This is a genomic window from Agrobacterium sp. lyk4-40-TYG-31, assembly GCF_030209855.1.
Taxonomy (GTDB): domain Bacteria; phylum Pseudomonadota; class Alphaproteobacteria; order Rhizobiales; family Rhizobiaceae; genus Agrobacterium; species Agrobacterium vaccinii.
This window is the reverse complement of the sequence record NZ_JARVRE010000004.1, coordinates 90,228-114,067: the sequence shown is the minus strand read 5'-3', so window position 1 is coordinate 114,067 and position 23,840 is coordinate 90,228. Positions and strand designations below refer to the sequence as shown.

Below are 23,840 nucleotides of genomic sequence, written 5' to 3'. Positions count from 1 at the left end.
CATGAAAAAACTCATCATCGCCGCCTCGCTCGCAGCCCTGTTTGCAGGCAGCGCACTGGCTGAAACCATCAAAATCGGCGTCACCCCTGCCGAACACGCGCAGATCATGGAGCAGGTCAAGAAGATTGCCGCGACCAAGGGTCTCGACCTCGAAATCCTCGAATTCTCCGACTATGTTGTGCCCAACCAGGCGCTGGCCGATGGCGAGTTGCAGGCCAATTCCTTCCAGCATCAGCCGTACCTCGACAACCAGGTCGCAGACCGCAAGTTCGATCTCGTCAGCGTCGGCACCACCATCACCACACCGATGGGCGTCTATTCCAAGAAGGTGAAGAGCCTTGACGAGTTGAAGGACGGCGCAACCGTCGGCATTCCGAACGACCCGACCAATGGCGGTCGCGCCATCCTGGTTCTGGCCTCCAAGGGTCTCATCAAGGTCAACCCAGACGCTGGCCTGAAGGTCACGCCTGCCGACATCACCGAGAACCCGAAGAACATCCAGATCGTCGAACTCGACGCTGCCCAGCTGCCGCGCTCGCTGGATGATACCGACGCCTCGGTCATCAACACCAACTATGCGACTGCCGGTGGCTTGAACCCGAAGAAGGACGCCATCGCCATCGAAAGCGAAAAGTCCCCTTACGCCAACGTCATCGCCGTGCGTTCGCAGGACAAGGACAAGCCGTGGGTCAAGACGCTGGTCGAATCCTACCAGAGCCCGGAAGTGAAGAGCTTCATTCTTGAAAAGTACAACGGCACGGTCATCCCGTCCTGGTAAGCAGCTCTTTCGCTGCCCCTTTTTACAACCTCTCCCATTGATGTGGGGGAGGTTTTTTTACGTCTGATTAGCCCTAAATCGAAACGCCGAGACATTTGTTTCCAGTGCGTCACAATTGCGAACAGGGCCGACCGCTTTTTAATACCTTTTGAAGACTTGACGCGGAATATGCAGCCTTCAGGGGTAGAAAAGATGCTGTTAGATGCCGCATAAGCATGCCAAAACACTGTCGATCGGCCGGAGCACCGCCGTGGCAGGTGTTTTGTCTGCGCTTGCCGTTGTCGTGGTCATCGTCACCGTCCTCATTCTGTCTGCGCTCGGCGATGTCGCCAAGAACACCAACGCGCTGGATGAACAGCGCTCGCAGGAAACGACATCCGGCGCCCTCTCCACTTTTCTCAACCAACTGACCGCGACGCTCAACGATTACGCCGCCTGGGACGATGCCGCACGGTTCGCCTATGCGCCTGACGGTCTGGAATGGCTGATCAGCAATTACGGCGACATGACCGTCAACAGCGAATTGTTCGACACCGCTGTCCTCATCGATATGGACGATCAGATTTTGATGTCCTATCGCCAGGGTGCACCGACGGACTGGTCGCTTTCGGATTATTTTGGCGATGGTCTGGCAGGGTTGATCCAGAAGGTGCGCTCTGCTCCCTTGGGGCAGGCCCCAGAAATTTCGGGCTTTCTGCCCACAAAGGACGGCATTGCCGCCGTGGGTGTTGCCTTGGTGCGCAACAAATCCGGCCTGTTGGACGTGCCTGAAGCCAAAAGACGGTATCTGATCTTCGCACGTCATCTGACGGCGCAGAAGGTAGAGCAGCTTGCCCACACCTATGTCATCAACGGGCTGTCGTTGCAGCCTGCCGACGCGCGCCCGGCTTATTTCGTCAGCATCGCTGACCCGCAGGGCAACGTGCTGGGCAATCTCACGTGGCGATCGCAAATGCCGGGTGACATCAGTATGCGCGAGGTGAGCCCGCGCATCATCGCGGCCATTGCCATCACCATGCTGTTTTTCCTAGCCCTGATCGCTATCGGCTGCACTGCGCTGAGGAAGCTGAAAAGCGATGAGGCGAGCGCCCGCCGCGAATTGTTGCGCGACCGGCTAAGCGGGCTTTACAATCGCCCCGGCCTTTTTTGGGGTCTGAAGCGACTGCTGCTGCGCTCCAAAGAAGACAATTCCTACGTCAAGCTGATCTATCTCGATCTGGATGGCTTCAAGGAAATCAACGATTCCTTCGGCCATGGCGCGGGTGACCTGTTGATCAAGGGTGTGTCTGCAGCTTTGCAGGTGCTGGTGGCCGAACAGGCCTTGCTGGCACGCCTCGGCGGCGACGAATTCGCCATTGCGGTGCAGGGCTCCGATGCCCGCAATCAGGGGCGCCAGCTTTGCGACGACCTGCTGGCTTTGTTTTCCGAACCCTTCATGATCGGCGACCGCGTCGCCTCCATCGGTTGCAGTATTGGTACCGCAGTGTCGAAGGGCGGCGATATCGATGGCGAAGAGCTTTTGCGCCGCGCCGATATGGCGATGTACGAGGCCAAGGAAAACGGGCGTGGCCGCTATATGGCCTACGAGCCCTATATGGACACGCGCCGGGAAGAGAAGAACCAGCTTGAGGCCGATCTGAAATATGCCATCGAGCACGACGAGATCAAGGTCGTGTTCCAGCCGGTGGTCAATACGCTGAGCCGCCGCATTACCGGCGTGGAAGCGCTGGCGCGCTGGAACCGTGCAGGCTACGGACCTGTTTCGCCCGATATTTTCATCGCTGCGGCTGAAAACAGCGGCCTCATCGACCAGCTCGGACTTGCCGTTCTGCGCAAGGCCTGCAAGGCGGCGATGGATTGGCCGCAGGTCAAGCTTGCGGTCAACATCTCTCCCGTTCAGTTCAGAAACCCGCTATTTTCCAGCCAGGTCCAGGCCATTCTGAGCGAACACGGCATCGAACCCTCAAGGGTGATGCTGGAGATGACCGAAGGTTACTTCATCCATCACCCGGAGCGGGCAGCAACTGCCATCGAAAAACTCAAGCAGACCGGGGTCAGCATCGCGCTTGACGATTTCGGGTCCGGCTTTGCCAGCATTGGCTATCTCAGGCAATTCGGTTTCAACCGCATGAAGATCGACAAATCGCTCGTCGAGGCGCTGGATGAAGGCGGTCGCTCGCTGGAAATGCTGACGGCGACGGTGGCGCTTGCAAAGTCTCTGGGCATTCCGGTCACGGCGGAAGGCATCGAAACCGAAGATCAGGCCGCCATTCTGCAACTGTGTGGCTGCGATGAATTGCAGGGTTATCTTTTCTCGAAGCCTGTCCAGCCGGAGCAGATTTTCACGCTGCTATCCGAACAGGATGCGCCCGTGCGGCAGTTGAAGGTTTCGTAACCCTCAACGGTGTCTTCCATTCCCTCGACCGTATAAATTTGTCCGCGCAGTAAGCAGTGTGCAGCGCAACCGCACGTTCATACCCGACATGTCTGGCTTTGAGGTTGATGTTTAGTGAGAAGGTTTGGCGTCTTCCGCGGGGGCAGCGGCAGCTTCTGGCACATCGTGGCCTGCCTCAGCGGCCTGCGCGTGGTCAGGCTCTGCGGCAACGGCAACCGTTGGGCCCTTGCCGAAAATCAGTGATTTAATATAAGCGAAACTGAATATGCTAACGCTATCATTCTCCGGCGTAGACGTCAGCAGTTTCGGATCGTCTGGGCCGGCATGGCTATCCTGCGCGGAAGGCTCGCCATGGCCGCCTTCGCCGGACGCCGCGGGTGTTTCACCATGGCTAGCATCTGGTGGTGCGGCTTCGCCGTGGCCGCTGCTTTCACCGTGACCGGCGGCTGGTTTATCGTGTCCGCTAGGCGCAGCACCGTGACCACCTGCCGGTGCGCTTTCTGCGGCGGGATCGACGCAGGGCGTGAAGTCCGTGAGGCTTGCGGCCATATGCTGCGTGTCTTCCAGCGGAAGATCGATCCGCAGACCGTAAAAGACACCGTCTGTGCTGGGCGCACCATCATAGTAATAGGCGGAATAGGTCTTGGCATCCGCTTCGGGCGGCAGTTTCGCGACATCGGGAATGAAGAGGACCTGCGCTGCGACTGCCCTGCCCCGCATATCCGAGCGCATGGTCGGGCCGTGTTCATCCAGAATGGAAACCTGCACCAGATCCGGTTTCAGTTCGTCATAGGTGGTCTTGGCGATGCGAAGCGCCGTCTTGACGCGCTCCGGCCCATCACCACCCTGGGTGCGGATGAATTTACGAATCCAGACGGCGCCGTTTTTCTTGATGTTGACGGTTTGCACGATCTTGCATTCGAGGCCGTTGGCGGAGGCCGTGGCTTGCCCGAACAGGCTTTCGCGGCCAACCATGATGGCGGCAACGCCGGACGCTCCCCCGAGAAGGAGGACGCCACCACTGATCAATACGAACTTGCGAGAAAACCGTATTCTCTTGAACACTGCTTTCACGTCGATCGTCCCGACATCCACTACCCCGTTAAAAGTCCGAAATTCGCAAACCGCCCAGGCAGCGAACTGCGAAACGATTTCGGCGCGGCGGCAGTGAGACTGCTTCCGTGCATGTATCAATTCTGACCTGTTCACATTGAAGAAGCTTTAACCGAGGCGATATTCCGCTCCGTCAACTGAACCATTTTTGGATTCCGCGAAAATAAGCGAGACAAACTCGAACCATCTTTATTGCGAATGATTTGCAATATCATTGACAAAATCGTTTCACAGGACCAGATTGAGATTGCGAATTAATCGCATTAGGAGTTCTATAGGCTCATGACATCGTCCGCGCTTCGTCTCTTTCTCTGTGTAGCAACGCTTTTCCTACCCTTTGCGGCGGGTGCAGCCGACAAGCCGAAGGTCGTCACCACCTTCACCATTATTGCCGACATGGCGCGCAATGTGGCGGGTGACGCGGCAGAGGTGGAGAGCATCACCAAGCCGGGTGCGGAGATTCACAACTACCAGCCGACGCCGCGCGATATTCTCAAGGCCCGCAATGCCAATCTCGTCCTGTGGAACGGGCTCAATCTGGAACTGTGGTTCCAGAAGTTTCTGGCCAACCTTGCCGATGTGCCGAATGTGACGGTGAGCGATGGCATCACGCCGATGTCGATCAGCGGTGGCGCCTATCAGGGCAAGCCCAACCCGCATGCCTGGATGTCGCCGGACAATGCCCTCATCTACGTCGAGAACATTCGCAAGGCCTTGACGCAGATCGATCCTGACCATGCGGACGTCTATGCCGCCAATGCAAAAACCTATTCCGACAAGATCAGCCGCGAGATCCAGCCGATGCGCGATGCCATCGCAGCCCTGCCCGAGAACAAGCGCTGGCTGGTGACAAGCGAAGGCGCCTTCTCCTATCTCGCCCGCGATTTCGGGCTGAAGGAACTGTTCCTGTGGCCTGTCAATGCCGACAGCCAGGGCACACCGCAGCAGGTGCGCGGCGTGATCGATGCCATGCGCGAACATAATATTCAGGTCATTTTCAGCGAAAGTACGGTGTCTCCCGACCCGGCCAAGCAGGTGGCCAAGGAAACCGGCGCTGCCTATGGCGGCGTTCTCTATGTGGATTCGCTGAGCGAAGCCGACGGCCCGGTGCCGACCTATCTCGACCTGCTGCGGGTAACGACGGAAACTGTTGTGAAAGGTCTTTCCAAATGATGATGGGAAAGCGCAAGGGCGCGGAAACCGGACTTGCTGTCGATGATGTGACCGTAACCTACCGCAACGGCCACACGGCGCTGCGCAGCGCCAGCTTTTCCATTCCGCGCGGCACCATCACCGCCCTTGTCGGCGTCAACGGGGCGGGAAAATCCACAATTTTCAAGGCGATCATGGGCTTCGTGCCGTTGGCGGCAGGCTCCGTTTCCATCTTCGATGTGCCCGCCCGCGACGCGTTGAAAAACAACCTCGTCGCCTATGTACCGCAAGCCGAAGAGGTGGATTGGAGCTTTCCGGTTCTGGTGGAAGACGTGGTGATGATGGGCCGCTACGGCCATATGAATTTTCTGCGCATCCCCTCCAAGCGCGACCACCAGATGGTCGATGAAGCCTTGGCCCGCGTCAACATGGTGGATTACCGCAAGCGCCAGATCGGCGAACTCTCCGGCGGACAAAAGAAGCGGGTGTTTCTGGCGCGTGCACTGGCGCAGGAAGGCCAGGTCATTTTGCTGGACGAACCCTTCACCGGCGTCGATGTGAACACCGAAGAGCAGATCATAACGCTGTTGAAGGCACTGCGCGACGAAGGCCGCATCATGCTTGTCTCCACCCACAATCTGGGCAGCGTGCCTGATTTTTGCGACCGGGCGGTTTTCGTCAAGGGCACCGTTATCGCTTCGGGCAAGACCGAAGACACGTTTACCGAAGACAACCTGCAAAAGGCCTTTGGCGGCAGTCTGCGTCACTTCATTCTGGGCGGCAAGGACCTGCATGACGATGCCGATACGCGCCGCGTCAAGGTCATCACCGACGACGAGCGGCCCTTCGTGATCTACAGCAAGGACGGCACGGCCACCGCGACACCGAAAGCGAAGAGCCATGATTGAAACTCTTCTCGAGCCATTCACCTATTCCTACATGCTGAACGCCATCTGGGTCAGCGCTCTCGTGGGCGGCGTTTGCGGCTTCCTATCATCTTATCTGATGCTGAAAGGCTGGTCGCTGATCGGCGATGCGCTGTCCCACGCCATCGTGCCCGGCGTGGCGGGGGCCTATATGCTGGGCCTGCCCTTTTCGCTCGGCGCGTTCATCTCCGGCGGGTTGGCGGCGGGGTCGATGCTGTTTCTCAACCAGAAGACCCGGTTGAAGGAAGATGCCATCATTGGCCTGATCTTCACCTCCTTTTTCGGCCTTGGCCTGTTCATGGTGTCGCTGTCACCGACCTCCATCAACATCCAGACCATCGTGCTGGGCAATATCCTGGCGATCACGCCGGAAGACACGCTTCAGCTGGCCCTGATCGGCGGCATCAGTCTGTTGGTGCTGGCGGTGAAGTGGCGCGATTTCATGGTGGTGTTTTTCGATGAAAACCACGCCCGCACCGTGGGCCTCAACCCCGATCTGCTCAAAATCATCTTCTTCACCCTGCTGGCCGCCTCCACCGTTGCCGCCTTGCAGACGGTCGGTGCGTTTCTGGTGGTTGCCATGGTGGTGACGCCGGGTGCCACGGCCTATCTGCTGACCGACCGTTTCGAGCGGCTGATCGGCATGAGCTTCGGCATCGGCGCTGGCACCAGTTTCGTCGGCGCCTATCTCAGCTATTTCCTCGATGGTGCCACCGGCGGCATCATCGTGGTGTTGCAGACGCTGATCTTCCTGACGGCCTTCGTCTTTGCGCCCAAACACGGCTATCTCGCCTCCCGCGCCAAGGCCAAGGCAGCATTGGAAACCACGCCATGAGCGAAAACCTGCAACTGGCCATCCTGCCGTTCCAACTACCCTTCATGCAATATGCCTTCGTCATCACGCTGATGATTGCGGTGCCGATGGCGATGCTGTCCTGCATTCTGGTGCTGAAAGGCTGGTCGCTGATGGGCGATGCCGTCTCCCATGCCGTACTACCGGGCGTCGTCGTCGCCTATATCGTCGGCATTCCCTTCTCGATTGGCGCTTTCGTTGCGGGTATGATCTGCGCGCTGGGCACCGGGTTCCTCAAGGAAAACAGCCGCATCAAGGAAGACACGGTGCTGGGCATCGTCTTTTCCGGCATGTTCGGGCTGGGGCTCGTTCTCTACGTGAAAGTGCAGAGCGATGTGCATCTGGACCATATCCTCTTCGGCGACATGCTGGGCGTTGCGGTGAGCGACATCATCGAGACAGGCCTGATTGCGCTGGCCGCCACTCTATTTCTGGTGCTGCTGCGCAAGGACCTGCTGGTCCATGCCTTCGATGCGCAGCATGCCAAGGCGATCGGTCTGCCGGTGCGCCTGCTGCATTATGGCTTGCTGGCGGTGCTGTCTCTGACGGTCGTTGGCGCATTGCAGGCCATCGGCATCATTCTTTCCGTTGCCATGCTGGTCGCACCCGGCGCCATCGCCTTTCTGCTGACGCGGCAGTTCTCCAGCATGCTGATCGTCGCCGTCATCGTTGCCGTCAGCTCGTCGCTGGCCGGAATATGGGCCAGTTTCCTCATCGACAGCGCCCCTGCCCCGACCATCGTTCTGATCATGACCGGCGTCTTTATCCTCGCCTTCATTCGCACCACCGCGAAAGCGCGTGCCACCAACCGCGTGGAAAAGGCAGCGTGACAGACAATTGCCCGCAGTTGAAAAGATTATTTCAGAATCTGCGGAACTACCTGCCTTAGATTCGCGTCATATCTACAGGTTGAAGCGTGGGCGCTCGACCGCATCAATTGACGCAAAGAGGTACGACCATGTTGAAGTGGGCTCTTATATTCTTCGTTATCTCACTGATTGCCGGTGTTTTCGGCTTTACGGGAATCTCGGCGGCGACGGCGGGCATCGCCCGTATTCTGTTCTTCATCGCCGTGGTCGTGTTCCTGATCTTCCTGGTGCTTGCACTGATGGCCGGTCAGGCGATCCTCTGATAGAACGAATGTTAAGGAGAACGGCGGGTTGCAGGGCCCGCCGTTTTTTGTTTTGCTCTACCAAAGACTTCCGTCATGCTCGGGTTTGTCCCGAGTATCTGCTACGTTGCATTTTCGGAAACGTGATTAGATCCTCGGGACAAGCCCGAGGATGACGAAGAAGGGTGCGGCAACTGCCGCCCTACGCCGTCCAACCACCATCGATCACATGGATCTGCCCGGTGGTGAAACCCGCCTCATCCGACGCCAGATAGGTCACCAGCGCCGCAACCTCTTCGGGCTTGGCAATGCGGCCCATGGGTTGGCGGGCAATGAAGTCTTTCAGGGCCTGATCGTAATCGCCGGTCGCGCGCAGGCGCTCGTGCAGGGATGGGCTATCGACCGTGCCGGGGCAGATGGCGTTGCAGCGGATGCCTTTGGTAACGAAATCGGATGCGATGGATTTTGTGAGGCCGATGACGGCGGCCTTGGATGCCGTATAAGCGAAACGGTTGGGCACGCCCTTCACGCTCGACGCAACCGACGACATGTTGACGATGGCGCCCTTGCCCTGTTCCAGCATGGCGGGAAGGAAGGCGCGGCAAGTGCGGTACATGGCTTTGGCGTTGAGATCGAAGGAGAAATCCCAGTCTTTCTCTTCGCAATCGAGAATGGTGCCGGCATGGACAAAGCCGGCGCAATTGAAGAGAATATCGGCGCGACCGATATCCGCCGCCAGCGCCTTGACTGCATCGCCATCCAGCACGTTCAGAACCCGCGTTTCGGCTTGCGTCAGCGTCGAAAGTGCTGCCTCATTGATATCCGTGGCGATGACGCGCGCACCGAGGCTGATGAAGCGCTCGGCCGTGGCGCGGCCAATGCCCTGCCCTGCGGCGGTGATGACGACTGTCTGGCCGGTGAAATCCTGCGCCATATTATGCTCCTCCCGCCCCATGAGGGCCGCAACCTAAATCGAATATGGATCGACAATTCATATGTAAACAGTGTATTCATATAACGTCAAGTGAACATGGCGATGCGGGGCTGTACCGCAGGCCGCAAGCGACCGAGGACGGATGATCGAAGACGACAGTGAACGTTACCGCGCGCCTGCGCTGGACAAAGGTCTCGACATCCTCGAGCTTCTGGCCAGCACCGATGGCGGGCTGACGCAGGTGGAAATCGCCAAGGCGATCGGCAAAAGCCCGAACGAGTTCTACCGCATGCTGGACCGGCTGGTACGGCGCGGTTACGTGCAGCGGCAGGATGGCGACCGGTTTTTCCTGACGCTCAAACTCTTCGGTCTCGCGCATTTTCACGCGCCGCTGCGCAGGCTTGTGTCCTTTGCGGCGCCCGTCATGCGCGACTTCTCCAACAAGGCGGCGCAGGCCTGCCATCTGGCGGTCTATGATCGTGGTTCCGTTGTGGTGATTGCCCAGCAGGATTCTTCCACCTATTGGGCCCTATCGATCCGCGTCGGGGCGCAGATGAGCCTGTTCAACACCGGCTCCGGCCATGTTCTGCTGGCGTTCCAGACCGACGCGCAACGGGAGATCATGATTGCCGAGCAGCTTCGTGGCGATGAGGTATCTCTGCCGGACGGGTTGATGGGACGTCTGGAGCAGATCAGGGCCAGCGGCTTCGAAAGCATGAACAGTTTGCAAACGGCTGGCATCAGAAACATCTCCGCGCCGGTTCTGACGCTGGATGGCACAGCCTTGGCTGCGATCACCTGCCCTTACATTACCCCGTTGAACAGCGATGCACCGAGCGCTGACGACTGCGTGGGTCTCATCCGCGATGCGGCGCGCACCATTTCGGAAGTGGCCGCCGGACAATAAAAAACGCGACCGGCAGGGGACCGATCGCGTTTTCTTGACTGGAGGTATTATACTTTAATAACGAGCAACTATCGCGAAGGTTCCAGAATTCTTTAAGCGGCCAGTTGCTTGCGAATGATACCGCGCAGGGATTCGAGATCCTTGGCGAACTGGCGAATACCTTCCGACAGCTTTTCCGTTGCCATGGCGTCTTCGTTGAGGTGCCAGCGGAAGACCTTCTCATCGAGCGACTGCAAAGGCTCGGCCTTGGCATCGTCAGCCGAGAGCTTGCGCTCCAGCGTGCCGGTGTCCTTGTCCAACTCTTCCAGCAGCGCCGGGCTGATGGTGAGGCGATCGCAACCGGCCAGCGCTTCGATTTCGCCGACATTGCGGAACGATGCACCCATGACGACCGTGGAGATACCGTTGGCCTTGTAATAATTGTAGATCTTGCGAACGGACACGACGCCCGGATCGGTCTCAGCCGTGTAGTCTTCGCCCGTGGACTTCTTGTACCAATCGAGAATACGACCGACGAAGGGCGAGATGAGGAAAGCTTTGGCTTCCGCACAGGCAATGGCCTGCGCCTGCGAGAACAGCAGCGTCAGATTGCAATCGATGCCTTCGGCCTGCAGCACTTCGGCAGCCTTGATGCCTTCCCAAGTGGAAGCAAGCTTGATGAGAATGCGATCACGCTCGATGCCACGGTCCTTGTAGCCAGCGATGATCTGGTGCGCCTTGGCGACGGATGCCTTGGTATCGAAGGAGAGGTCGGCATCGACTTCTGTCGATACGCGACCGGGAACGAGTTCGACCAGCTTTGCACCAACGGAAATCGCCAGACGGTCCGCAATCGCGCCAACCACAGCATCGGAATCGCCACCCTGCTTTTTACCCCAGGCAACGGCTTCCGTCACCGTATCGGCAAACATCGGCGTGCCCAATGCTTTGAGAATAATCGAGGGATTGGTGGTGCAATCCACCGGCTTCAGGCGTGCGACCGCCTCGATATCGCCGGTATCGGCAACAACCGTTGTGATTTTGCGGAGCTGGTCAAGTTTGGACGTCATGCCGTTTGATCCTCGTGATCTCTGGAAAACTGCTTCAGCCGGGTTCCGTTCCACGCAGGGGCGCGATGCCGAAACCGGTTGTTTTCTATGTTTCGAGTATCGCGCCGCACAAACCTCAAAGTCAAGACATTTGCGCAATGCAATTGACATAAGTTTCACAAGAGCGATACTCGTCTCTCAACGAGAGCATGGCGAAAACAGTGGCAAAACTGCGAAGAGACACTCACACGGCCTATTCCGAAGCTGCATCCCTGCGGCTGCGGGCCGCGTGGCTCTATTACAATCAGGGCATGACGCAGAAGGATGTGGCGGAAAAACTCGGCATCAGCCGCTCCACCGTTATCCGCCTTCTGGACGAGGCGATGAAGCGGTCAGAGGTGCAGATCTGGATCAATGAAGGCATCGAGGACTACGTCGAACTCGCCATAAAGCTGGAAGCGACCTACGGGCTGGATGAGGCGATCATCATTCCCTCCGCATCATCGAAGGCGGAAGATATCGCCAAGGCTGTTGGCCTCGCACTTGGCCAGTTTCTGTCGGAGGCCGTGCCCGACAATGCCACCATCGGAGTCGGCTGGGGCCGCACCATGACGGCCTCTCTCTCCAGCTTCCGCCCGCCGCGCCGGGAAAACTGCAAGGTCGTTTCGCTCCTGGGCGGCATCGTGGCGGTCCACCAGACCAACCCGCTGGATTATACGTGGCGGCTGGCCAGCGCACTGGGAGCGGAATGCTACATGTTCCTCGCCCCGCTGCTGGTGGACTCAGAGGAAACCCGCCGCGCGCTGATCGAAAAATGCGGCCTCAACACACTGTTCGAATTGGCCGAAAATCTCGACCTCGCCATCGTCAGTTGCGGCGATATCGGCCCGCATTCGACATCGCTGTCGGAAGGCTTCATTTCCAAACAGACGCATGATGAACTGGTGGCAGCAGGCTGCGTCTGCGACACCATGTTCAACTTCATCGATGCAGAGGGCCACTCCGTCGACCACCCTATCAACCAGCGCGCCATGGCGATTGGTCTGGATACGCTGAAAAAGGCCAAACACATCGTCCTCGCCTCCGGCGGCGCCCACCGCGCCATCGCCATCCGCGCGACGATCAACCGCATTGGGTGTAATACGCTGATTACGGATGAGGCAGCGGCGCGGGCGTTGCTGGATTTGGTGGAAAGCTAAAAGGGCGGATAATTCAATAGATCTCGCGGGGCCATTCGCGCGCGCCATGCTGCACGAATAGAACCTGAATATCGTCACCCATGACCCTGTAAGCCACAATGTAAGGCGTGCCGGGTATGACCAGCTCCCGAGTACCCTCGATATCGCCTCTGCGACCAATGAATGGGTTCGCTGCTAGAAGGTCTCCGGTCTTCCTGTGAATGAGACCTATGACGCGAGCCGCCGCTCGTGGATTTTGTTCTGCTATATAGTCGCTAATCGCGACGAGCTCTTTTAGGTATCGCCTTGTCCAAATAATACGCACAGCCGATTAAGCCTGATCGTAACGGTTCAGAACCTCGGCAATTTCTTCATCGCTGGCGAAACTACCATTGTTTGCATCATCAAGCCCTTCTTTGACACCAGCAATCCACTGCTCCTGCCAAGCTATTGAACGGCCATGCGCAAGAGCGTCCTCAACGATCTGGCTTCGGGTCAAACTGCTCCGCGACGCCAGAAGATCGATGCGGCGGTCGATATCATCGGAAAGTTGGATCGTGCTTTTCATTTGCTCTTCACACGCTTTTCAAACGGCAGATTGGAATTTAAGTCCATATCACATCGTCCGTTCGCCAATCAAACCTTTCCCGTTTCCCAACCCAACATCGCGCGCTTACGGGTAAGCCCCCAGTGATACCCCGTGAGCGCGCCGCTTTTTCCAACCGCCCGGTGGCAGGGAACGACGAAGGAGATGGGGTTAGCGCCGATGGCGGCGCCAACGGCACGGGATGCGGTGGGTTGGCCGATGTCTTGGGCGACGTGGGAATAGGTGACGGCTTTGCCGAGCGGGATTTTGAGCAGGCTCTGCCAGACGCGAACCTGAAAATCCGTGCCGAGCAGAACGACGCGCAGGGGCTGGTCGCTTTTCCATCTGTCCGCATCGAAGATGCGTGAGGCATAGGGTGCGGTGGCGGCGCTGTCTTCGAGATAGTCGGCATTGGGCCAGCGGCGCGACATGTCTTCGAAGCAGGCTTTTTCCTCGCCCGCATCCGCGAAGGCGCAACCGGCCAGCCCGCGGTCGGTGATCATGATGAGCGCCAGCCCGAAGGGCGATGGGTGGAAGCCATAGCGAACGAGCAGGCCGCCACCCTTGGCCTTCCACTCGCCGGGCGACATGGCTTCGTGGGTGACGAAGAGATCGTGCAGACGGCTTGGACCGGACATGCCGACTTCGAGTGCGGCATCCAGAAGCGGCAGGCTTTCATCGCGCAACAACCGCTTGGCGTGATCGAGCGTCACGGCTTGAAGAAAAGCCTTCGGAGACAACCCGGCCCAGCGGGTGAAGGTTTTTTGCAATTGCGTCGGCGACTGTCCGAGTTGCGTTGCAATGGTTTCGAGTGAGGGCTGATCGCGGTATTCCACCGTCAGGATTTCGATGACCCGCCGCACGGTCTCGTAATCCGAACCGACCGGGGTAATGTCATCCTTCAGGGTGATATTGGCGTTCATGGCGTGTCTCCTTGGCATCAGACAAAACCACGTGGCGGGGCGTATCTCCACCCGTTTCTTGCGATCACCCGCTAAATTCTGAGCCGCACCGTGGCGAGCGCGCCGCGAAACGCCTTGGCAAAGCTCTCTCGATCATCGGGATTGAGGAAGGAGCCGATATCCGTCGTGCGCCCCTCGCCCGAAACATGCATGGAGAGAATGCCGATCTCATCATGGCGCCGGACCCGGAAACGTGCCCAGAACGGGTTGAAGCGGTATTCGACCATGCGGCCTGCGGGTGAAAACTTGCGGATGGAAAGGTTGGTGCGCGAAACCGTGACCTCCTCCCGCGCCTTGGCTGCCCGGTAATTGGCGCGAAAGGCAAAGTAGAGCAGCAGGAAATCCAGTCCCAGAAAAAGGCCGATGGGCCAAGCGCCGGTGACGAGGAAGAAGACGCCGTAGACGAGGCTGACGGCACCCGTGAGGCAAAGAAGGACGCGAAAACCCTTGCGTCCCAGGGAGCGATAAGGAACAAGTTCCGCTGTAAAAACCGGCTGCTCGTTTACGCCGTCCACCTTGCCGCCCTCACCCGATGTTTGAACGAAGCCTGATCCCGAATTTTAGTCGCAACATGACAATAGCCAAGAAACGATCCAGCACCCAAACGCCGAAAAAGTCAAATTCCACGGCACGCCGCAAGCCCGCGAAGGTCAAGACGCTCTATTCGCATGATGAGCTGGTCGAGATTTTCCGCCGCTTTTCCATTCAGCGGCCCGAGCCCAAGGGCGAACTGGAACACTCCAACCCGTTTACGCTGGTGGTGGCCGTGGCGCTTTCTGCGCAGGCGACCGATGTGGGCGTCAACCGCGCCACGCGCGGTCTGTTTGCGGTGGCCGATACACCCCAGAAGATGCTTGATTTGGGTGAGGAACGGCTGATCGGCTACATCAAGACCATCGGACTTTACCGCAACAAGGCCAAGAACGTCATTGCGCTGTCGCAGATGCTGATCGACCAGTTTGGTGGCGAGGTGCCGCGCACCCGTGAAGAACTGGTGATGCTGCCGGGCGTGGGGCGCAAGACCGCCAATGTGGTGATGTCCATGGCGTTCGGGGTGCCGACATTGGCAGTCGATACGCATGTGTTTCGCATCGCCAACCGGCTCTGTCTGGCGCCGGGCAAGACCCCGGACGAGGTGGAAGAGCGGCTGGTGAAGATCATTCCCGACGAATATATGTTCCACGCGCATCATTGGCTCATTCTGCACGGGCGCTATTGCTGCAAGGCGCGCAAGCCGGAATGCGAGCGCTGCGTGATTGCCGATATCTGCAAGGCGCCGGAAAAGACCTGCGATATTCCCGCACCCCTGGTGGAGTTACCGGCCCAGCTGGTTGCTGAATGACGGATCGCGTCTGCTGATCGCCTTGTGCAGATGCACCATCATCGAGGCTGCAAACAGCGGAGTCAGCAGGTTGAGGAAGGGGACAGCCAGAAACGCGGCGATCACCAGACCAGCCATAAAGACTTTCGTGCCGTGCTTTGAGCGGAAGGCGCGGGCATCGGCTGGCGTGCGGAAGCGCATGGCGGCGAACTCGAAGAATTCCCGGCCCAGCAGATAGCCGTTGACCAGAAAAAACGCGATGAGATTGACGCCGGGAACGAGCAGCAGCAACAGCGCGATGATGTTGCCCAGAATGACCACCCCGAAGAATTTGAGCGACGATGGGATAGCCTCGGTGAGCGGCATGGCCGTGCCAGCCGGATCAGCCGGATAATCCTTCTTCTCGATCACCTCGGCCACATCATCGAGAAACAGACCGGCTATGACGGCGGTAACGGGTGAGATCAACAGACCCAGTGCCAGCGCAAGGCCAAGACCGGCCAGAATGGCGAAGATGAAGCTCAACCAGCCAGCCCATTCCGGCATGCCGGGCAGGAGCGAATCAATCCATGGCAAGGCAAGCCAGATGAAGATGCCGCGAACGGCAAACCAGAGCCCGATGAGCACCAAAATCGTAAGGCCGAGGACCTTCCAGAAAGCTGAGCGAGTCTCCGGTGCAAAAAGATTGCCGAAACCCTGCCGCGCGGCGTAGAAAATCATCATTTGCCTCCATTTAGGCGGATTTACAATCGATCGAGAGGTGCCGCCTGATGCGTGGCAGATAGGGGTATCGACCCCTCTTGGCAAGAAATGCCGCAACCTCCCAAAAAGAAAAACTTCAACCCATTATTTTGTGCTTGAAGAAAAGCAACCACTAAACTATAAAAACAAACAGGCAAAAAGTTGTATTTCTCGTGGGATTGGGGATCGACGGGATGACGCTTCGCCTATGAAACCCTAGTCGTTACGATTGGCAGCGGGACAGCCGCTTCACCACCATCGTCCGCTAAAGAATAGAAGAACGAGGCGTCGTTGGAAAAATTGCTGATTGATCTCACCCGTTCGCTGAAGACCGGTACACCGTCGGAACGGCGAATTGCGAAATACCTTATCGAGCACCTGGCCGAACTGCCGTTCGAGACCGCTGCGACCCTCGCTGAAAAGCTGAGCCTGAGCCCGATGACGGTAGGCCGCTTCCTGCGCTCGCTCGGTTACCGCCAGCTCAGCGACATTCGCGAACATCTGCGCGAGGAAGCGCATGTTCCAGAAGCTGCACCCACAATGGCACAGGAAGCGCCGCAGACGCCCCTGTCATCGCTGATGTTGCAGCAGATTCAGGCCGTTCAGGCGGTTTACGATCTGGCCGGACAATCCGTATGGAAAACGGCGCTGAGCAACATTGCCGAAAGCCGCGATGTGTTTATCGCATCCTCTGCGGAAAGCTTCGGCATCTGCCGCTACTTCTACACCAAGCTGCTGGAATCGCGTGAACGCGTTCACTACCTCCAGCGCGACGGTGCAACCTACATCGCGCTGATGGACGAACCCGTCGACGGTACGCTTTTGGTGCTGATGGACTGCGGCGGCAACCTTGCAGCCCTGCAGCGTCTTGCGAAGATGGCCATGAAGGCCGGATACAAGACCGTGCTGATCACCACCCGTTTTTACGAGTGGGGTCCTGACAGCGCTGACATCTGTCTGACCATTCCGCTGGGGCCGAATGGTGGGCACAGCATGTTGCAACTGGTGGCCATCACCGAGTTCATGCTGCATTCTCTTTCTCAGAAAAGCGAAACCGGACGCAGAGACCGGTACCGCCGCATTGGTGACATGCAGCGGGCTTTGAATGGCTGAGCTTGATGGAGCGGTTCATAGCCGCTCCATTTTTCTTTTATCGCCCGGATATGACAATGGCATGACGGCTTATCACAGCCCGGCCAGTTCCTCGCGGTGCCGGTACATGGCGAGAAACCGCCTGTAGTCCCGGTCGTAATGGCCAACCGCCTTGTCTGAAGGCCGGACTTCTCCGCCGGAATACATGGCAGCACCGGCAGCCGCCAATCCCTGGTGAACACAACCCGCAGAAGCCGCATTCATGGCCGTGCCGAGAAGAACGGCATCTGCCGTGGCTGGCACGACGATGCGTTTGCCCGTGACATCCGCGTAAAGCTCCATGAGAAGCGGATTGTGCACATGGCCGCCGGTCACATGCAGCGTTTCCACCGTATAGCCGAAGCCTTCCATCGCATCCAGCACATGGCGCGCACCCAGCGCAATCGCCACCGCCGTGCGCCAATAGAGACGGCAGAGGCTGTCGAAAGAGGTGTCGAGGGTGAGACCGCTGACGACGCCACGGGCATGCGGATCGGCAAGAGGCGAACGATTGCCGTGGAAATCCGGCAGAACATGAAGGTGATCGGCAAAGCCATCGCCTTCCGTGCGGCGCAGTTCCAGCACGCGCTCCACGATGCGGGCATGGAGGGTCGAGGTCGGCTCGCCGCCTGCGGCATGCATAAGCACGACGTGGTCCAGAAGCGCGCCGGTGGCCGATTGCCCGCCTTCCACCAGCCAGTGGCCGGGAAGGACTGCCTGCCAGTATGGGCCCCACAGGCTGTGGCCCGGCATACGCGTTGGCGTTAGCGTGACGAGGCAGCTGGAGGTCCCGGCAATCAGCGCGACATTGCTGCCGACGTCCGATTGCAGACTGCCGCCGAGAGCGCCCAGCGCGCCTGCGTAAGCATCGATCATGCCCGCCGCAACGTCGCAGCCGATATCGAGGCCAAGCTCTTCGGCGGCTTGCGCTGAGAGCTTGCCAACGCTTTGCCCAGGGGCGACTGTTTCTGTGGGGAGGTTGCCGCGTTGCAGGAGATCGCCAAGGCCAGCTATTTCAAGATAATCCTTGCGCCAGCCCTGCCCTTCATGGGCCAGAAAATTCCATTTGGCGGTAAGGGTACAATTGGAACGCTGCGTGCTGCCGCTTGCCTTCCATGTCAGGAAATCGGCGAGATCGAAAAAATATCCGGCCTTTGCCCAGCTATCCGGCAGATGTTTCTTGAGCCACATCAGCTTGGGCATCTGCATCTCAGGCGAAATCGATCCGCCTGCAAAGTCCAGCACAGGGTGGCCGGAATCACTGAGAAAATCGGCTTCTGCGATAGCTCGGTGATCGAGCCAGACGATCGTGTCGAAGCGGTCTTCGCCTGTGGTGGACACCGTGACCTGCTCGCCCTGCGGCCCACGCACGACCAGCGAACAGGTGGCGTCGAAGCCGATGGCTGCAACCGAGGACGTTGCAATACCGGCATCCGCCATGGTCTTGCGCACGGCGATGCAGACGGCGTTCCAGATATCGGCGGAATCATGCTCGGCGTGGTTTTCCTTCGGCCTTTGCATGATGATGGGGTGGGTTGCGCGGGCCATCAGCTTGCCGCTCGCATCGAAAACGCCAGCGCGGGCGCTGCCCGTGCCGACATCGACAGCAACAAGATGTTGACGCATCAAGCTAAATTCCCATCCCTCAATCGCGACCCTTGCGCGTGGCTACCGACAGCATCGGCAGCGTTAAATCCGCGCAGTTTGATCGGCCACAAGTTGGACCAAATCCGGCATGGCGTCAAACACCAGATCGGGTTTCAGGCTGGCAATGTGGTCACGAAATGCCGGAAACCGGGCATGCGAGCCGCCGGTAAAGGCAAAGACGCGCATGCCTGCCGCCTTGGCAGCGGCAATTCCGGCGGGGCTGTCTTCGATGACGATGCAATCCCTCGGTTTCACCTGCATCTGGTCTGCCGCATGCAGAAAGAGATCCGGCGCGGGCTTGCCGTTTTTCACCATCGTGGCGCTGAAAATGTGGGGTTCGAGCTTGTCGAGCAGGCCAGTGAGGCCTAGCGAGTAACGGATGCGTTCCGGCTGGCTGGAGGAGGCGACGCAGCGCGGAACCGAGAGGCGATCCAGCGTTTCGGCCATGCCCTCTATGGCTTTCAGCTCATCGCGAAAGCGCTGGAAGAGTTCGCTGCGCATGTGCTCAAGAAAGTCGATATCGGTTTCGACGCCGTATTCGTCCCAAAGCGTCGCCGTCATGCTGGCGACGCTGCGTCCGAGGAAGCGCTGATAGGCTTCCTCTTCGGTGATCTGGACGCCCTGATGGGCGACCATATCGATCAGAACCGCAATCGAGACCGGCTCGCTATCCACGAGAACGCCGTCGCAATCAAAGATCAGCAGAGGAGCGTTCCCGGTTTGCATGGCACATCTCTTTTCGTCAGCTGACGAGTTTGTTTTGCAGGTAAAGTTCAAGCGTCTCAGCCGTACCCTTCTCCCACAACGTCTTCAAGGCATGGGCGAAGCGTTTGCGGAAGAGTTCCGACTTGGCGACCTCACCAAAGATATCGTCCAGTACCAGAAACGCCATCGGATCATCCTTCGCCTTGGTGGCTGCGGCCTGAAGGCGCTCGGCGCTGGCATCATTGAAGACGATCTTCGCGCCGCTATCGGACGTGCCTGCAAAATAGCGGCACCAGAGCGCCGAAACCAGCGACAAGCCGACGATGTCATCGCCCTTTTCCAGACGATCCGCCGTTGATGGCAGGATGAATTTCGGCTGGCGGTTGGAGCCATCCTGCGCCAGGCGCGGAATGGTGTCGCCGATCTTGGGGTTGAGGAACCGCCGCTCGATCAGATCGAAATACTCATTGAGGTCCGTATTCGGCACCGGCGGAATGATCGGGATGATCTCTTCCTTCTCCAGCTTGGCGAGGAAGGCGCGGATCAGCGGGTGCTCCATCGCCTCATGCACGAAGTGGATATCGAGAAGGGCCGCCGGATAGGCAATCGCCGCATGGCCGCCGTTGAGAATACGAATTTTCATATGCTCATAGGGTGCAACTTCTGGCACGAACTGCACGCCGACCTTTTCCAGCGCTGGACGGCCAGCAGGAAAATTGTCTTCCATCACCCACTGCTTGAACTCTTCGCAGAAGACTGGCCAGTTGTCGTCGATGCCGAAATCGTCGCGGGCGATATCGCGTTCGCGATCACCCGTGGCAGGCGTGATACGGTCCACCATGGAATTGGGGAAGGAAACGGTGTCGCTGATCCAGTTGGCAAAGGCCGGATCGGAGAGTGCTGCGAGCCCAACGACCGCGTTTTTCGTGACCTTGCCGTTATGCGGAATGTTGTCGCAGGACATGACGGTGAAAGGCTGAATGCCCTTGTCCTTGCGGGCCTTCAAACCTGCAACGATAAGGCCGAAAACCGTCTTGGGAGCCGTCGGATTCTTGCCGTCTTCGGCAATGGCCGGGTGCTGCGGATTGAACGTGCCCGAGGCATCGATGAAATACCCGCCTTCGGTGATCGTCATCGAGACAATGCGGATTTTCGGATCGGCCAGCGTTTCGATGGTGGCGGCTGTGTCACCGATCTTCAAGATGTCGATCATCGGGGCCGTGACGCGCGCGCCGGTGCGGTTGTTGTCCTGCTCCACCACTGTGGTGAGGAAATCCTGTGCCGCCAGCTTTTCCCGCATGACGGTGTCAGATGGCAGAACGCCCGCGCCGATGATGGCCCAGTCATGGTCGGCACCGGTGTTGAACAGATCGTCCAGATAGATGGCCTGATGGGCGCGGTGGAAATTGCCCACACCGAAATGCACGATACCGGGGACAAGGTTGTCACGCGAATAGGACGGAACGGACGCCGTTGCCTTGACCTGATCCAGCGTTGCGAGCGAGAGTTTTGATGTCATGAGACGATCCTCGAATTTCCTGTCATGGAGCAGTCGCCGGTTCTGGCCGCTGATATGGCCAGCCATCCGGCGATGCGGTCTGGCCGTTAGATGGCCAGGCCGTTGCTATCGAACTTGTGGATTTTGCTGTCATCCGGCGTGATGAAAACGGTATCGCCATGCTGACACGCAAACTCGCCACCGGCGCGGGCGGTAATCATGCCGATCTCATCGACATTGATGTGGATGAAGGTATCGGAGCCGAGATGTTCGGCAACCGTGACCTTGCCCTGCCACAGTCCACTTTCCTTCGACAGCAGCAGATGTTCCGGGCGAACGCCGACGGTATCGCCACCCTTGGCTTGCGCATAGGCACCCTTGACGAAGTTCATGCGTGGCGAGCCGATGAAGCCTGCGACGAACAGGTTGCGCGGCGTCTTGTAAAGCTCCATGGGCGAGCCGACCTGCTCGATATTGCCGCGATTGAGCACGACGATCTTGTCGGCCATGGTCATGGCTTCCACCTGATCGTGGGTGACGTAGATCATCGTCGTCTTCAGCGTATTGTGCAGCTCGGAAATTTCCAGCCGCATGGTGCCGCGCAAGGAGGCATCGAGGTTCGACAGCGGCTCATCGAACAGGAAGGCCGAGGGTTCGCGCACGATGGCACGACCGATGGCAACGCGCTGGCGCTGACCCCCTGAAAGCTGCGAGGGGCGACGGTCGAGATAATCGGTGAGGTTCAGCACGCTTGCGGCATCATTGACCTTCTTGTCGATGACGGCCTTGTCGAGTTTGGCCATTTTCAGCGGAAAGCCGATATTGTTGCGCACGCTCATATGCGGATAAAGCGCATAGGACTGGAACACCATGGCAAGGCCACGTTCCGCCGGTGCCTTTTCGCTCACATCTTTGCCATCGATGATGATCTGACCGCCGGTCACATCCTCAAGACCTGCAATAAGGCGCAGGAGCGTGGACTTGCCGCAACCGGACGGGCCGACGAAGACCACGAACTCGCCATCTTCGATATCGAGATCGATGGACGGAATGACCTTGGCTTCACCAAAGACCTTGGAAACTTTTCTAAGGGAAATGCTGCCCATTTTCTTATTCCTTATTTCACCGCGCCAAAGGTCAGGCCGCGAACGAGTTGTTTCTGGGAGAACCAGCCAAGCACGAGGATCGGCGCAATCGCCATCATCGAAGCGGCAGACAGCTTCGCCCAGAACAGACCTTGCGGGCTGGAGAAGGAGGCGATGAAGGCTGTGAGCGGTGCGGCATTGGTGGTGGTGAGACGAATGGTCCAGAAAGATTCGTTCCACGCCAGAATGATGTTGAGAAGAAGCGTCGAGGCAATGCCGGGGATCGCCATCGGCGTCAGCACATAGACGATCTCGTTCCACAGCGAAGCACCATCCATGCGGGATGCTTCGAGAATTTCACCCGGAATTTCCCGGAAGTATGTGTAGAGCATCCACACCACGATCGGCAGATTGATGAAGGTGAGCATGATGGTGAGGCCGATGCGCGTATCGAGCAGACCGGCATTGCGGAAGATGAGATAGATCGGCACCAGCACCGCCACCGCAGGCATCATCTTGGTGGAGAGCATCCACATCAAGATATCCTTGGTGCGCTTGGTGGGCGAAAAGGCCATGGCCCATGCCGCCGGTATCGCAATGATGAGGGCAACGATGGTGGAGCCGACCGACAGGATCACCGAATTCATGAACGGCTTGAAGTAATCACGCTGCGTGTTGACCGTGATGTAGTTTTCAAACGTGCCCGATGGCCAGAGGCTGAAGCCCGCAATCGCTTCCGGTTCCGTCTTCAGCGACGTCAGAAACGCATAGAGGATTGGGAAGAACAGCAGGAGGGCAATGACCCAGGCGGCGATGGTGAAGCCGATTTTGGAGCGTGTCGAGACTTTACGAGCCATGATCCTGTCTCCTATCGATCGAGGTTCTTGCCGACGGCGCGCATCAGGAAGATGGCGACGACGTTTGCAAGGATGACGGCGATGATGCCACCGGCGGACGCTCCACCCACATCATAGCCCAGCAGCGCCGTGCGATAGATGAGGAAGGCGAGATTGGTCGAGGCGTAGCCCGGGCCACCATTGGTGGTGACGAGGATTTCCGCATAGACGCCGAGCAGGAAGATCGTCTGGATGAGAATGACGACGGTGATGGCCCGCGCCAGATGCGGCAGCGTCAGATAGATGAAACGGCTGAAGAAGCTTGCGCCATCCATCTCGGCGGCTTCCTTCTGCTCGCCATCCAGCGACTGCAGTGCCGTCAGCAGAATGAGCGTTGCAAACGGCAACCACTGCCAGGCCACGATGATGACGATGGACAGCAGCGGAAACTGCGAAAACCAGTCGATGGGCTGAAATCCGAAGAACCTGCTCAGGTCCGCCAGCACCCCGTAACCGGGATGCATGATCATGTTCTTCCAGACGAGAGCCGCAACCGGCGGCATGACGAAAAACGGCGAGATGACGAGAATGCGCACGATGCCCTGCCCGAAAATGGGCTGGTCCAGCAACAGCGCAATGCCGATGCCGCCGATGACCGTAATCATCAGCACGCCGCCGACGATGACCAGCGTGTTCCAGATGGACTGGAAGAAGGCCGGGTCTGTGTAGAAATACTGATAATTGAACAGGCCAGCGAAGCTGACATTGGCCGGGTTCAGAAGATTGTAATTCTGAAACGAATACCACAGCGTCATCGACAGTGGCACGATCATCCAGACCAAAAGCAGGATGACCGATGGCGCCATCATGATCCGCGCCAGGTTTTTTGTGTTTTGCGTAGCCATGAGGCTCCCTCCCAATTCCGGACCATGCCTCTCAAGGGCACGGAAACG

The 23,840-nt window shown here is 58.4% G+C and carries 25 protein-coding genes; 11 read left to right on the top strand and 14 right to left on the bottom strand.

Annotated elements, in window-relative coordinates; translation table 11 throughout:
• The first annotated feature begins 1 nt into the window (after position 1).
• Positions 2 to 778: a MetQ/NlpA family ABC transporter substrate-binding protein gene (locus QRN55_RS05845; RefSeq protein WP_045228324.1), complete on the top strand. Its 777-nt coding sequence runs from the start codon at positions 2 to 4 to the stop codon at positions 776 to 778.
• A 202-nt stretch (positions 779 to 980) separates the two neighbouring features.
• A complete protein-coding gene (locus QRN55_RS05840) occupies positions 981 to 3,173 on the top strand; it encodes a putative bifunctional diguanylate cyclase/phosphodiesterase (protein WP_284775629.1) in 2,193 nt (730 codons plus the stop codon).
• 111 nt (positions 3,174 to 3,284) lie between these two features.
• Here the strand turns inward: QRN55_RS05840 and QRN55_RS05835 are convergent, their stop codons facing one another.
• Positions 3,285 to 4,247 carry a hypothetical protein gene (locus tag QRN55_RS05835; RefSeq protein WP_284775628.1) on the bottom strand — a complete coding sequence of 321 codons (963 nt, stop codon included), beginning with the start codon at positions 4,245 to 4,247 and terminating at the stop codon, positions 3,285 to 3,287.
• A 321-nt stretch (positions 4,248 to 4,568) separates the two neighbouring features.
• Here QRN55_RS05835 and QRN55_RS05830 point away from each other — a divergent pair, with 321 nt between their 5' ends.
• The 5 genes from QRN55_RS05830 (at position 4,569) to QRN55_RS05810 (ending at position 8,349) form a co-directional block, all read left to right on the top strand.
• Positions 4,569 to 5,459, top strand: a complete 891-nt coding sequence (locus QRN55_RS05830) for a metal ABC transporter substrate-binding protein (protein WP_284775626.1) — start codon at positions 4,569 to 4,571, stop codon at positions 5,457 to 5,459.
• Positions 5,459 to 6,346, top strand: coding sequence for a manganese/iron ABC transporter ATP-binding protein (locus QRN55_RS05825; RefSeq protein WP_502871309.1), 888 nt, complete (start codon positions 5,459 to 5,461; stop codon positions 6,344 to 6,346). The genes QRN55_RS05830 and QRN55_RS05825 overlap by 1 nt, the downstream gene beginning before the upstream one ends.
• Complete coding sequence (locus QRN55_RS05820) at positions 6,339 to 7,199, top strand: metal ABC transporter permease (protein ID WP_284775623.1); 861 nt, start codon at positions 6,339 to 6,341, stop codon at positions 7,197 to 7,199. The genes QRN55_RS05825 and QRN55_RS05820 overlap by 8 nt, the downstream gene beginning before the upstream one ends.
• Entirely contained in the window at positions 7,196 to 8,047 is an 852-nt protein-coding gene (locus tag QRN55_RS05815; RefSeq protein ID WP_284775621.1) for a metal ABC transporter permease, read from the top strand. The genes QRN55_RS05820 and QRN55_RS05815 overlap by 4 nt, the downstream gene beginning before the upstream one ends.
• 128 nt (positions 8,048 to 8,175) lie before the next feature.
• Positions 8,176 to 8,349, top strand: a complete 174-nt coding sequence (locus tag QRN55_RS05810; RefSeq protein WP_045228307.1) for a DUF1328 domain-containing protein — start codon at positions 8,176 to 8,178, stop codon at positions 8,347 to 8,349.
• A gap of 181 nt (positions 8,350 to 8,530) precedes the next feature.
• Here QRN55_RS05810 and QRN55_RS05805 read toward each other — a convergent pair whose 3' ends face one another.
• Positions 8,531 to 9,262 carry an SDR family oxidoreductase gene (locus QRN55_RS05805; RefSeq protein ID WP_284775619.1) on the bottom strand — a complete coding sequence of 244 codons (732 nt, stop codon included), beginning with the start codon at positions 9,260 to 9,262 and terminating at the stop codon, positions 8,531 to 8,533.
• A gap of 142 nt (positions 9,263 to 9,404) precedes the next feature.
• Between QRN55_RS05805 and QRN55_RS05800 the strand changes: the two genes are divergently transcribed.
• Positions 9,405 to 10,169, top strand: a complete 765-nt coding sequence (locus tag QRN55_RS05800) for an IclR family transcriptional regulator (protein WP_284775617.1) — start codon at positions 9,405 to 9,407, stop codon at positions 10,167 to 10,169.
• 92 nt (positions 10,170 to 10,261) lie between these two features.
• On the opposite strand, the gene tal is transcribed toward QRN55_RS05800, so the two are convergent.
• A complete protein-coding gene (gene tal / locus QRN55_RS05795; protein WP_284775616.1) occupies positions 10,262 to 11,218 on the bottom strand; it encodes a transaldolase in 957 nt (318 codons plus the stop codon).
• A gap of 200 nt (positions 11,219 to 11,418) precedes the next feature.
• Here tal and QRN55_RS05790 point away from each other — a divergent pair, with 200 nt between their 5' ends.
• Entirely contained in the window at positions 11,419 to 12,396 is a 978-nt protein-coding gene (locus tag QRN55_RS05790) for a sugar-binding transcriptional regulator (RefSeq protein ID WP_284775615.1), read from the top strand.
• 13 nt (positions 12,397 to 12,409) lie between these two features.
• On the opposite strand, the gene QRN55_RS05785 is transcribed toward QRN55_RS05790, so the two are convergent.
• The 4 genes from QRN55_RS05785 to QRN55_RS05770 all read right to left on the bottom strand — a co-directional run bounded on the left by QRN55_RS05785 (position 12,410) and on the right by QRN55_RS05770 (position 14,438).
• Positions 12,410 to 12,700, bottom strand: coding sequence for a type II toxin-antitoxin system RelE/ParE family toxin (locus QRN55_RS05785; protein ID WP_284775613.1), 291 nt, complete (start codon positions 12,698 to 12,700; stop codon positions 12,410 to 12,412).
• Between the two features lie 6 nt (positions 12,701 to 12,706).
• Entirely contained in the window at positions 12,707 to 12,943 is a 237-nt protein-coding gene (locus QRN55_RS05780; RefSeq protein ID WP_233121982.1) for a CopG family ribbon-helix-helix protein, read from the bottom strand.
• Between the two features lie 68 nt (positions 12,944 to 13,011).
• Positions 13,012 to 13,884 (bottom strand): methylated-DNA--[protein]-cysteine S-methyltransferase, encoded by an 873-nt coding sequence (locus QRN55_RS05775; RefSeq protein ID WP_284775609.1) that lies wholly within the window; start codon positions 13,882 to 13,884, stop codon positions 13,012 to 13,014.
• 71 nt (positions 13,885 to 13,955) lie between these two features.
• A complete protein-coding gene (locus QRN55_RS05770; RefSeq protein WP_284775608.1) occupies positions 13,956 to 14,438 on the bottom strand; it encodes a DUF2244 domain-containing protein in 483 nt (160 codons plus the stop codon).
• A 56-nt stretch (positions 14,439 to 14,494) separates the two neighbouring features.
• Here QRN55_RS05770 and nth point away from each other — a divergent pair, with 56 nt between their 5' ends.
• On the top strand, positions 14,495 to 15,265 hold the full coding sequence (gene nth, locus QRN55_RS05765) for an endonuclease III (protein ID WP_284775606.1): 771 nt from the start codon (positions 14,495 to 14,497) through the stop codon (positions 15,263 to 15,265).
• On the opposite strand, the gene QRN55_RS05760 is transcribed toward nth, so the two are convergent.
• Complete coding sequence (locus QRN55_RS05760) at positions 15,239 to 15,964, bottom strand: sulfate transporter family protein (protein WP_284775604.1); 726 nt, start codon at positions 15,962 to 15,964, stop codon at positions 15,239 to 15,241. The two genes, nth and QRN55_RS05760, sit on opposite strands and share 27 nt — an antisense overlap.
• Positions 15,965 to 16,276: 312 nt before the next feature.
• Between QRN55_RS05760 and QRN55_RS05755 the strand changes: the two genes are divergently transcribed.
• Positions 16,277 to 17,098, top strand: coding sequence for a MurR/RpiR family transcriptional regulator (locus QRN55_RS05755; RefSeq protein WP_233121987.1), 822 nt, complete (start codon positions 16,277 to 16,279; stop codon positions 17,096 to 17,098).
• A 72-nt stretch (positions 17,099 to 17,170) separates the two neighbouring features.
• On the opposite strand, the gene QRN55_RS05750 is transcribed toward QRN55_RS05755, so the two are convergent.
• The 6 genes from QRN55_RS05750 to QRN55_RS05725 form a co-directional block, all read right to left on the bottom strand.
• On the bottom strand, positions 17,171 to 18,742 hold the full coding sequence (locus tag QRN55_RS05750) for an FGGY-family carbohydrate kinase (RefSeq protein ID WP_284775601.1): 1,572 nt from the start codon (positions 18,740 to 18,742) through the stop codon (positions 17,171 to 17,173).
• A 63-nt stretch (positions 18,743 to 18,805) separates the two neighbouring features.
• Entirely contained in the window at positions 18,806 to 19,489 is a 684-nt protein-coding gene (locus QRN55_RS05745) for an HAD family hydrolase (RefSeq protein WP_111837482.1), read from the bottom strand.
• 16 nt (positions 19,490 to 19,505) lie between these two features.
• A complete protein-coding gene (locus tag QRN55_RS05740) occupies positions 19,506 to 20,987 on the bottom strand; it encodes a mannitol dehydrogenase family protein (RefSeq protein ID WP_284775599.1) in 1,482 nt (493 codons plus the stop codon).
• An 86-nt stretch (positions 20,988 to 21,073) separates the two neighbouring features.
• The gene (locus QRN55_RS05735; protein WP_284775597.1) at positions 21,074 to 22,072 is read right to left on the bottom strand and encodes an ABC transporter ATP-binding protein; all 999 of its coding nucleotides are present in this window, start codon (positions 22,070 to 22,072) and stop codon (positions 21,074 to 21,076) included.
• Between the two features lie 11 nt (positions 22,073 to 22,083).
• A complete protein-coding gene (locus tag QRN55_RS05730; RefSeq protein ID WP_045228297.1) occupies positions 22,084 to 22,908 on the bottom strand; it encodes a carbohydrate ABC transporter permease in 825 nt (274 codons plus the stop codon).
• An 11-nt stretch (positions 22,909 to 22,919) separates the two neighbouring features.
• Complete coding sequence (locus QRN55_RS05725; protein WP_045228296.1) at positions 22,920 to 23,792, bottom strand: carbohydrate ABC transporter permease; 873 nt, start codon at positions 23,790 to 23,792, stop codon at positions 22,920 to 22,922.
• Positions 23,793 to 23,840: the final 48 nt, after the last annotated feature.

Bases quoted from the DNA above. Each gene is read 5' to 3' on its own strand.
- QRN55_RS05745 (WP_111837482.1), bottom strand. From the start codon at position 19,489: ATGCAAACCGGGAACGCTCCTCTGCTGATCTTTGATTGCGACGGCGTT.
- QRN55_RS05830 (WP_284775626.1), top strand. From the start codon at position 4,569: ATGACATCGTCCGCGCTTCGTCTCTTTCTCTGTGTAGCAACGCTTTTC.
- QRN55_RS05845 (WP_045228324.1), top strand. From the start codon at position 2: ATGAAAAAACTCATCATCGCCGCCTCGCTCGCAGCCCTGTTTGCAGGC.
- QRN55_RS05820 (WP_284775623.1), top strand. From the start codon at position 6,339: ATGATTGAAACTCTTCTCGAGCCATTCACCTATTCCTACATGCTGAAC.
- nth (WP_284775606.1), top strand. From the start codon at position 14,495: ATGACAATAGCCAAGAAACGATCCAGCACCCAAACGCCGAAAAAGTCA.
- QRN55_RS05735 (WP_284775597.1), bottom strand. From the start codon at position 22,072: ATGGGCAGCATTTCCCTTAGAAAAGTTTCCAAGGTCTTTGGTGAAGCC.
- QRN55_RS05825 (WP_502871309.1), top strand. From the start codon at position 5,459: ATGATGGGAAAGCGCAAGGGCGCGGAAACCGGACTTGCTGTCGATGAT.
- QRN55_RS05740 (WP_284775599.1), bottom strand. From the start codon at position 20,987: ATGACATCAAAACTCTCGCTCGCAACGCTGGATCAGGTCAAGGCAACG.
- QRN55_RS05775 (WP_284775609.1), bottom strand. From the start codon at position 13,884: ATGAACGCCAATATCACCCTGAAGGATGACATTACCCCGGTCGGTTCG.
- QRN55_RS05750 (WP_284775601.1), bottom strand. From the start codon at position 18,742: ATGCGTCAACATCTTGTTGCTGTCGATGTCGGCACGGGCAGCGCCCGC.
- QRN55_RS05805 (WP_284775619.1), bottom strand. From the start codon at position 9,262: ATGGCGCAGGATTTCACCGGCCAGACAGTCGTCATCACCGCCGCAGGG.
- QRN55_RS05725 (WP_045228296.1), bottom strand. From the start codon at position 23,792: ATGGCTACGCAAAACACAAAAAACCTGGCGCGGATCATGATGGCGCCA.
- QRN55_RS05800 (WP_284775617.1), top strand. From the start codon at position 9,405: ATGATCGAAGACGACAGTGAACGTTACCGCGCGCCTGCGCTGGACAAA.
- QRN55_RS05815 (WP_284775621.1), top strand. From the start codon at position 7,196: ATGAGCGAAAACCTGCAACTGGCCATCCTGCCGTTCCAACTACCCTTC.
- QRN55_RS05730 (WP_045228297.1), bottom strand. From the start codon at position 22,908: ATGGCTCGTAAAGTCTCGACACGCTCCAAAATCGGCTTCACCATCGCC.
- QRN55_RS05780 (WP_233121982.1), bottom strand. From the start codon at position 12,943: ATGAAAAGCACGATCCAACTTTCCGATGATATCGACCGCCGCATCGAT.
- QRN55_RS05760 (WP_284775604.1), bottom strand. From the start codon at position 15,964: ATGATTTTCTACGCCGCGCGGCAGGGTTTCGGCAATCTTTTTGCACCG.
- QRN55_RS05840 (WP_284775629.1), top strand. From the start codon at position 981: ATGCCGCATAAGCATGCCAAAACACTGTCGATCGGCCGGAGCACCGCC.
- tal (WP_284775616.1), bottom strand. From the start codon at position 11,218: ATGACGTCCAAACTTGACCAGCTCCGCAAAATCACAACGGTTGTTGCC.
- QRN55_RS05810 (WP_045228307.1), top strand. From the start codon at position 8,176: ATGTTGAAGTGGGCTCTTATATTCTTCGTTATCTCACTGATTGCCGGT.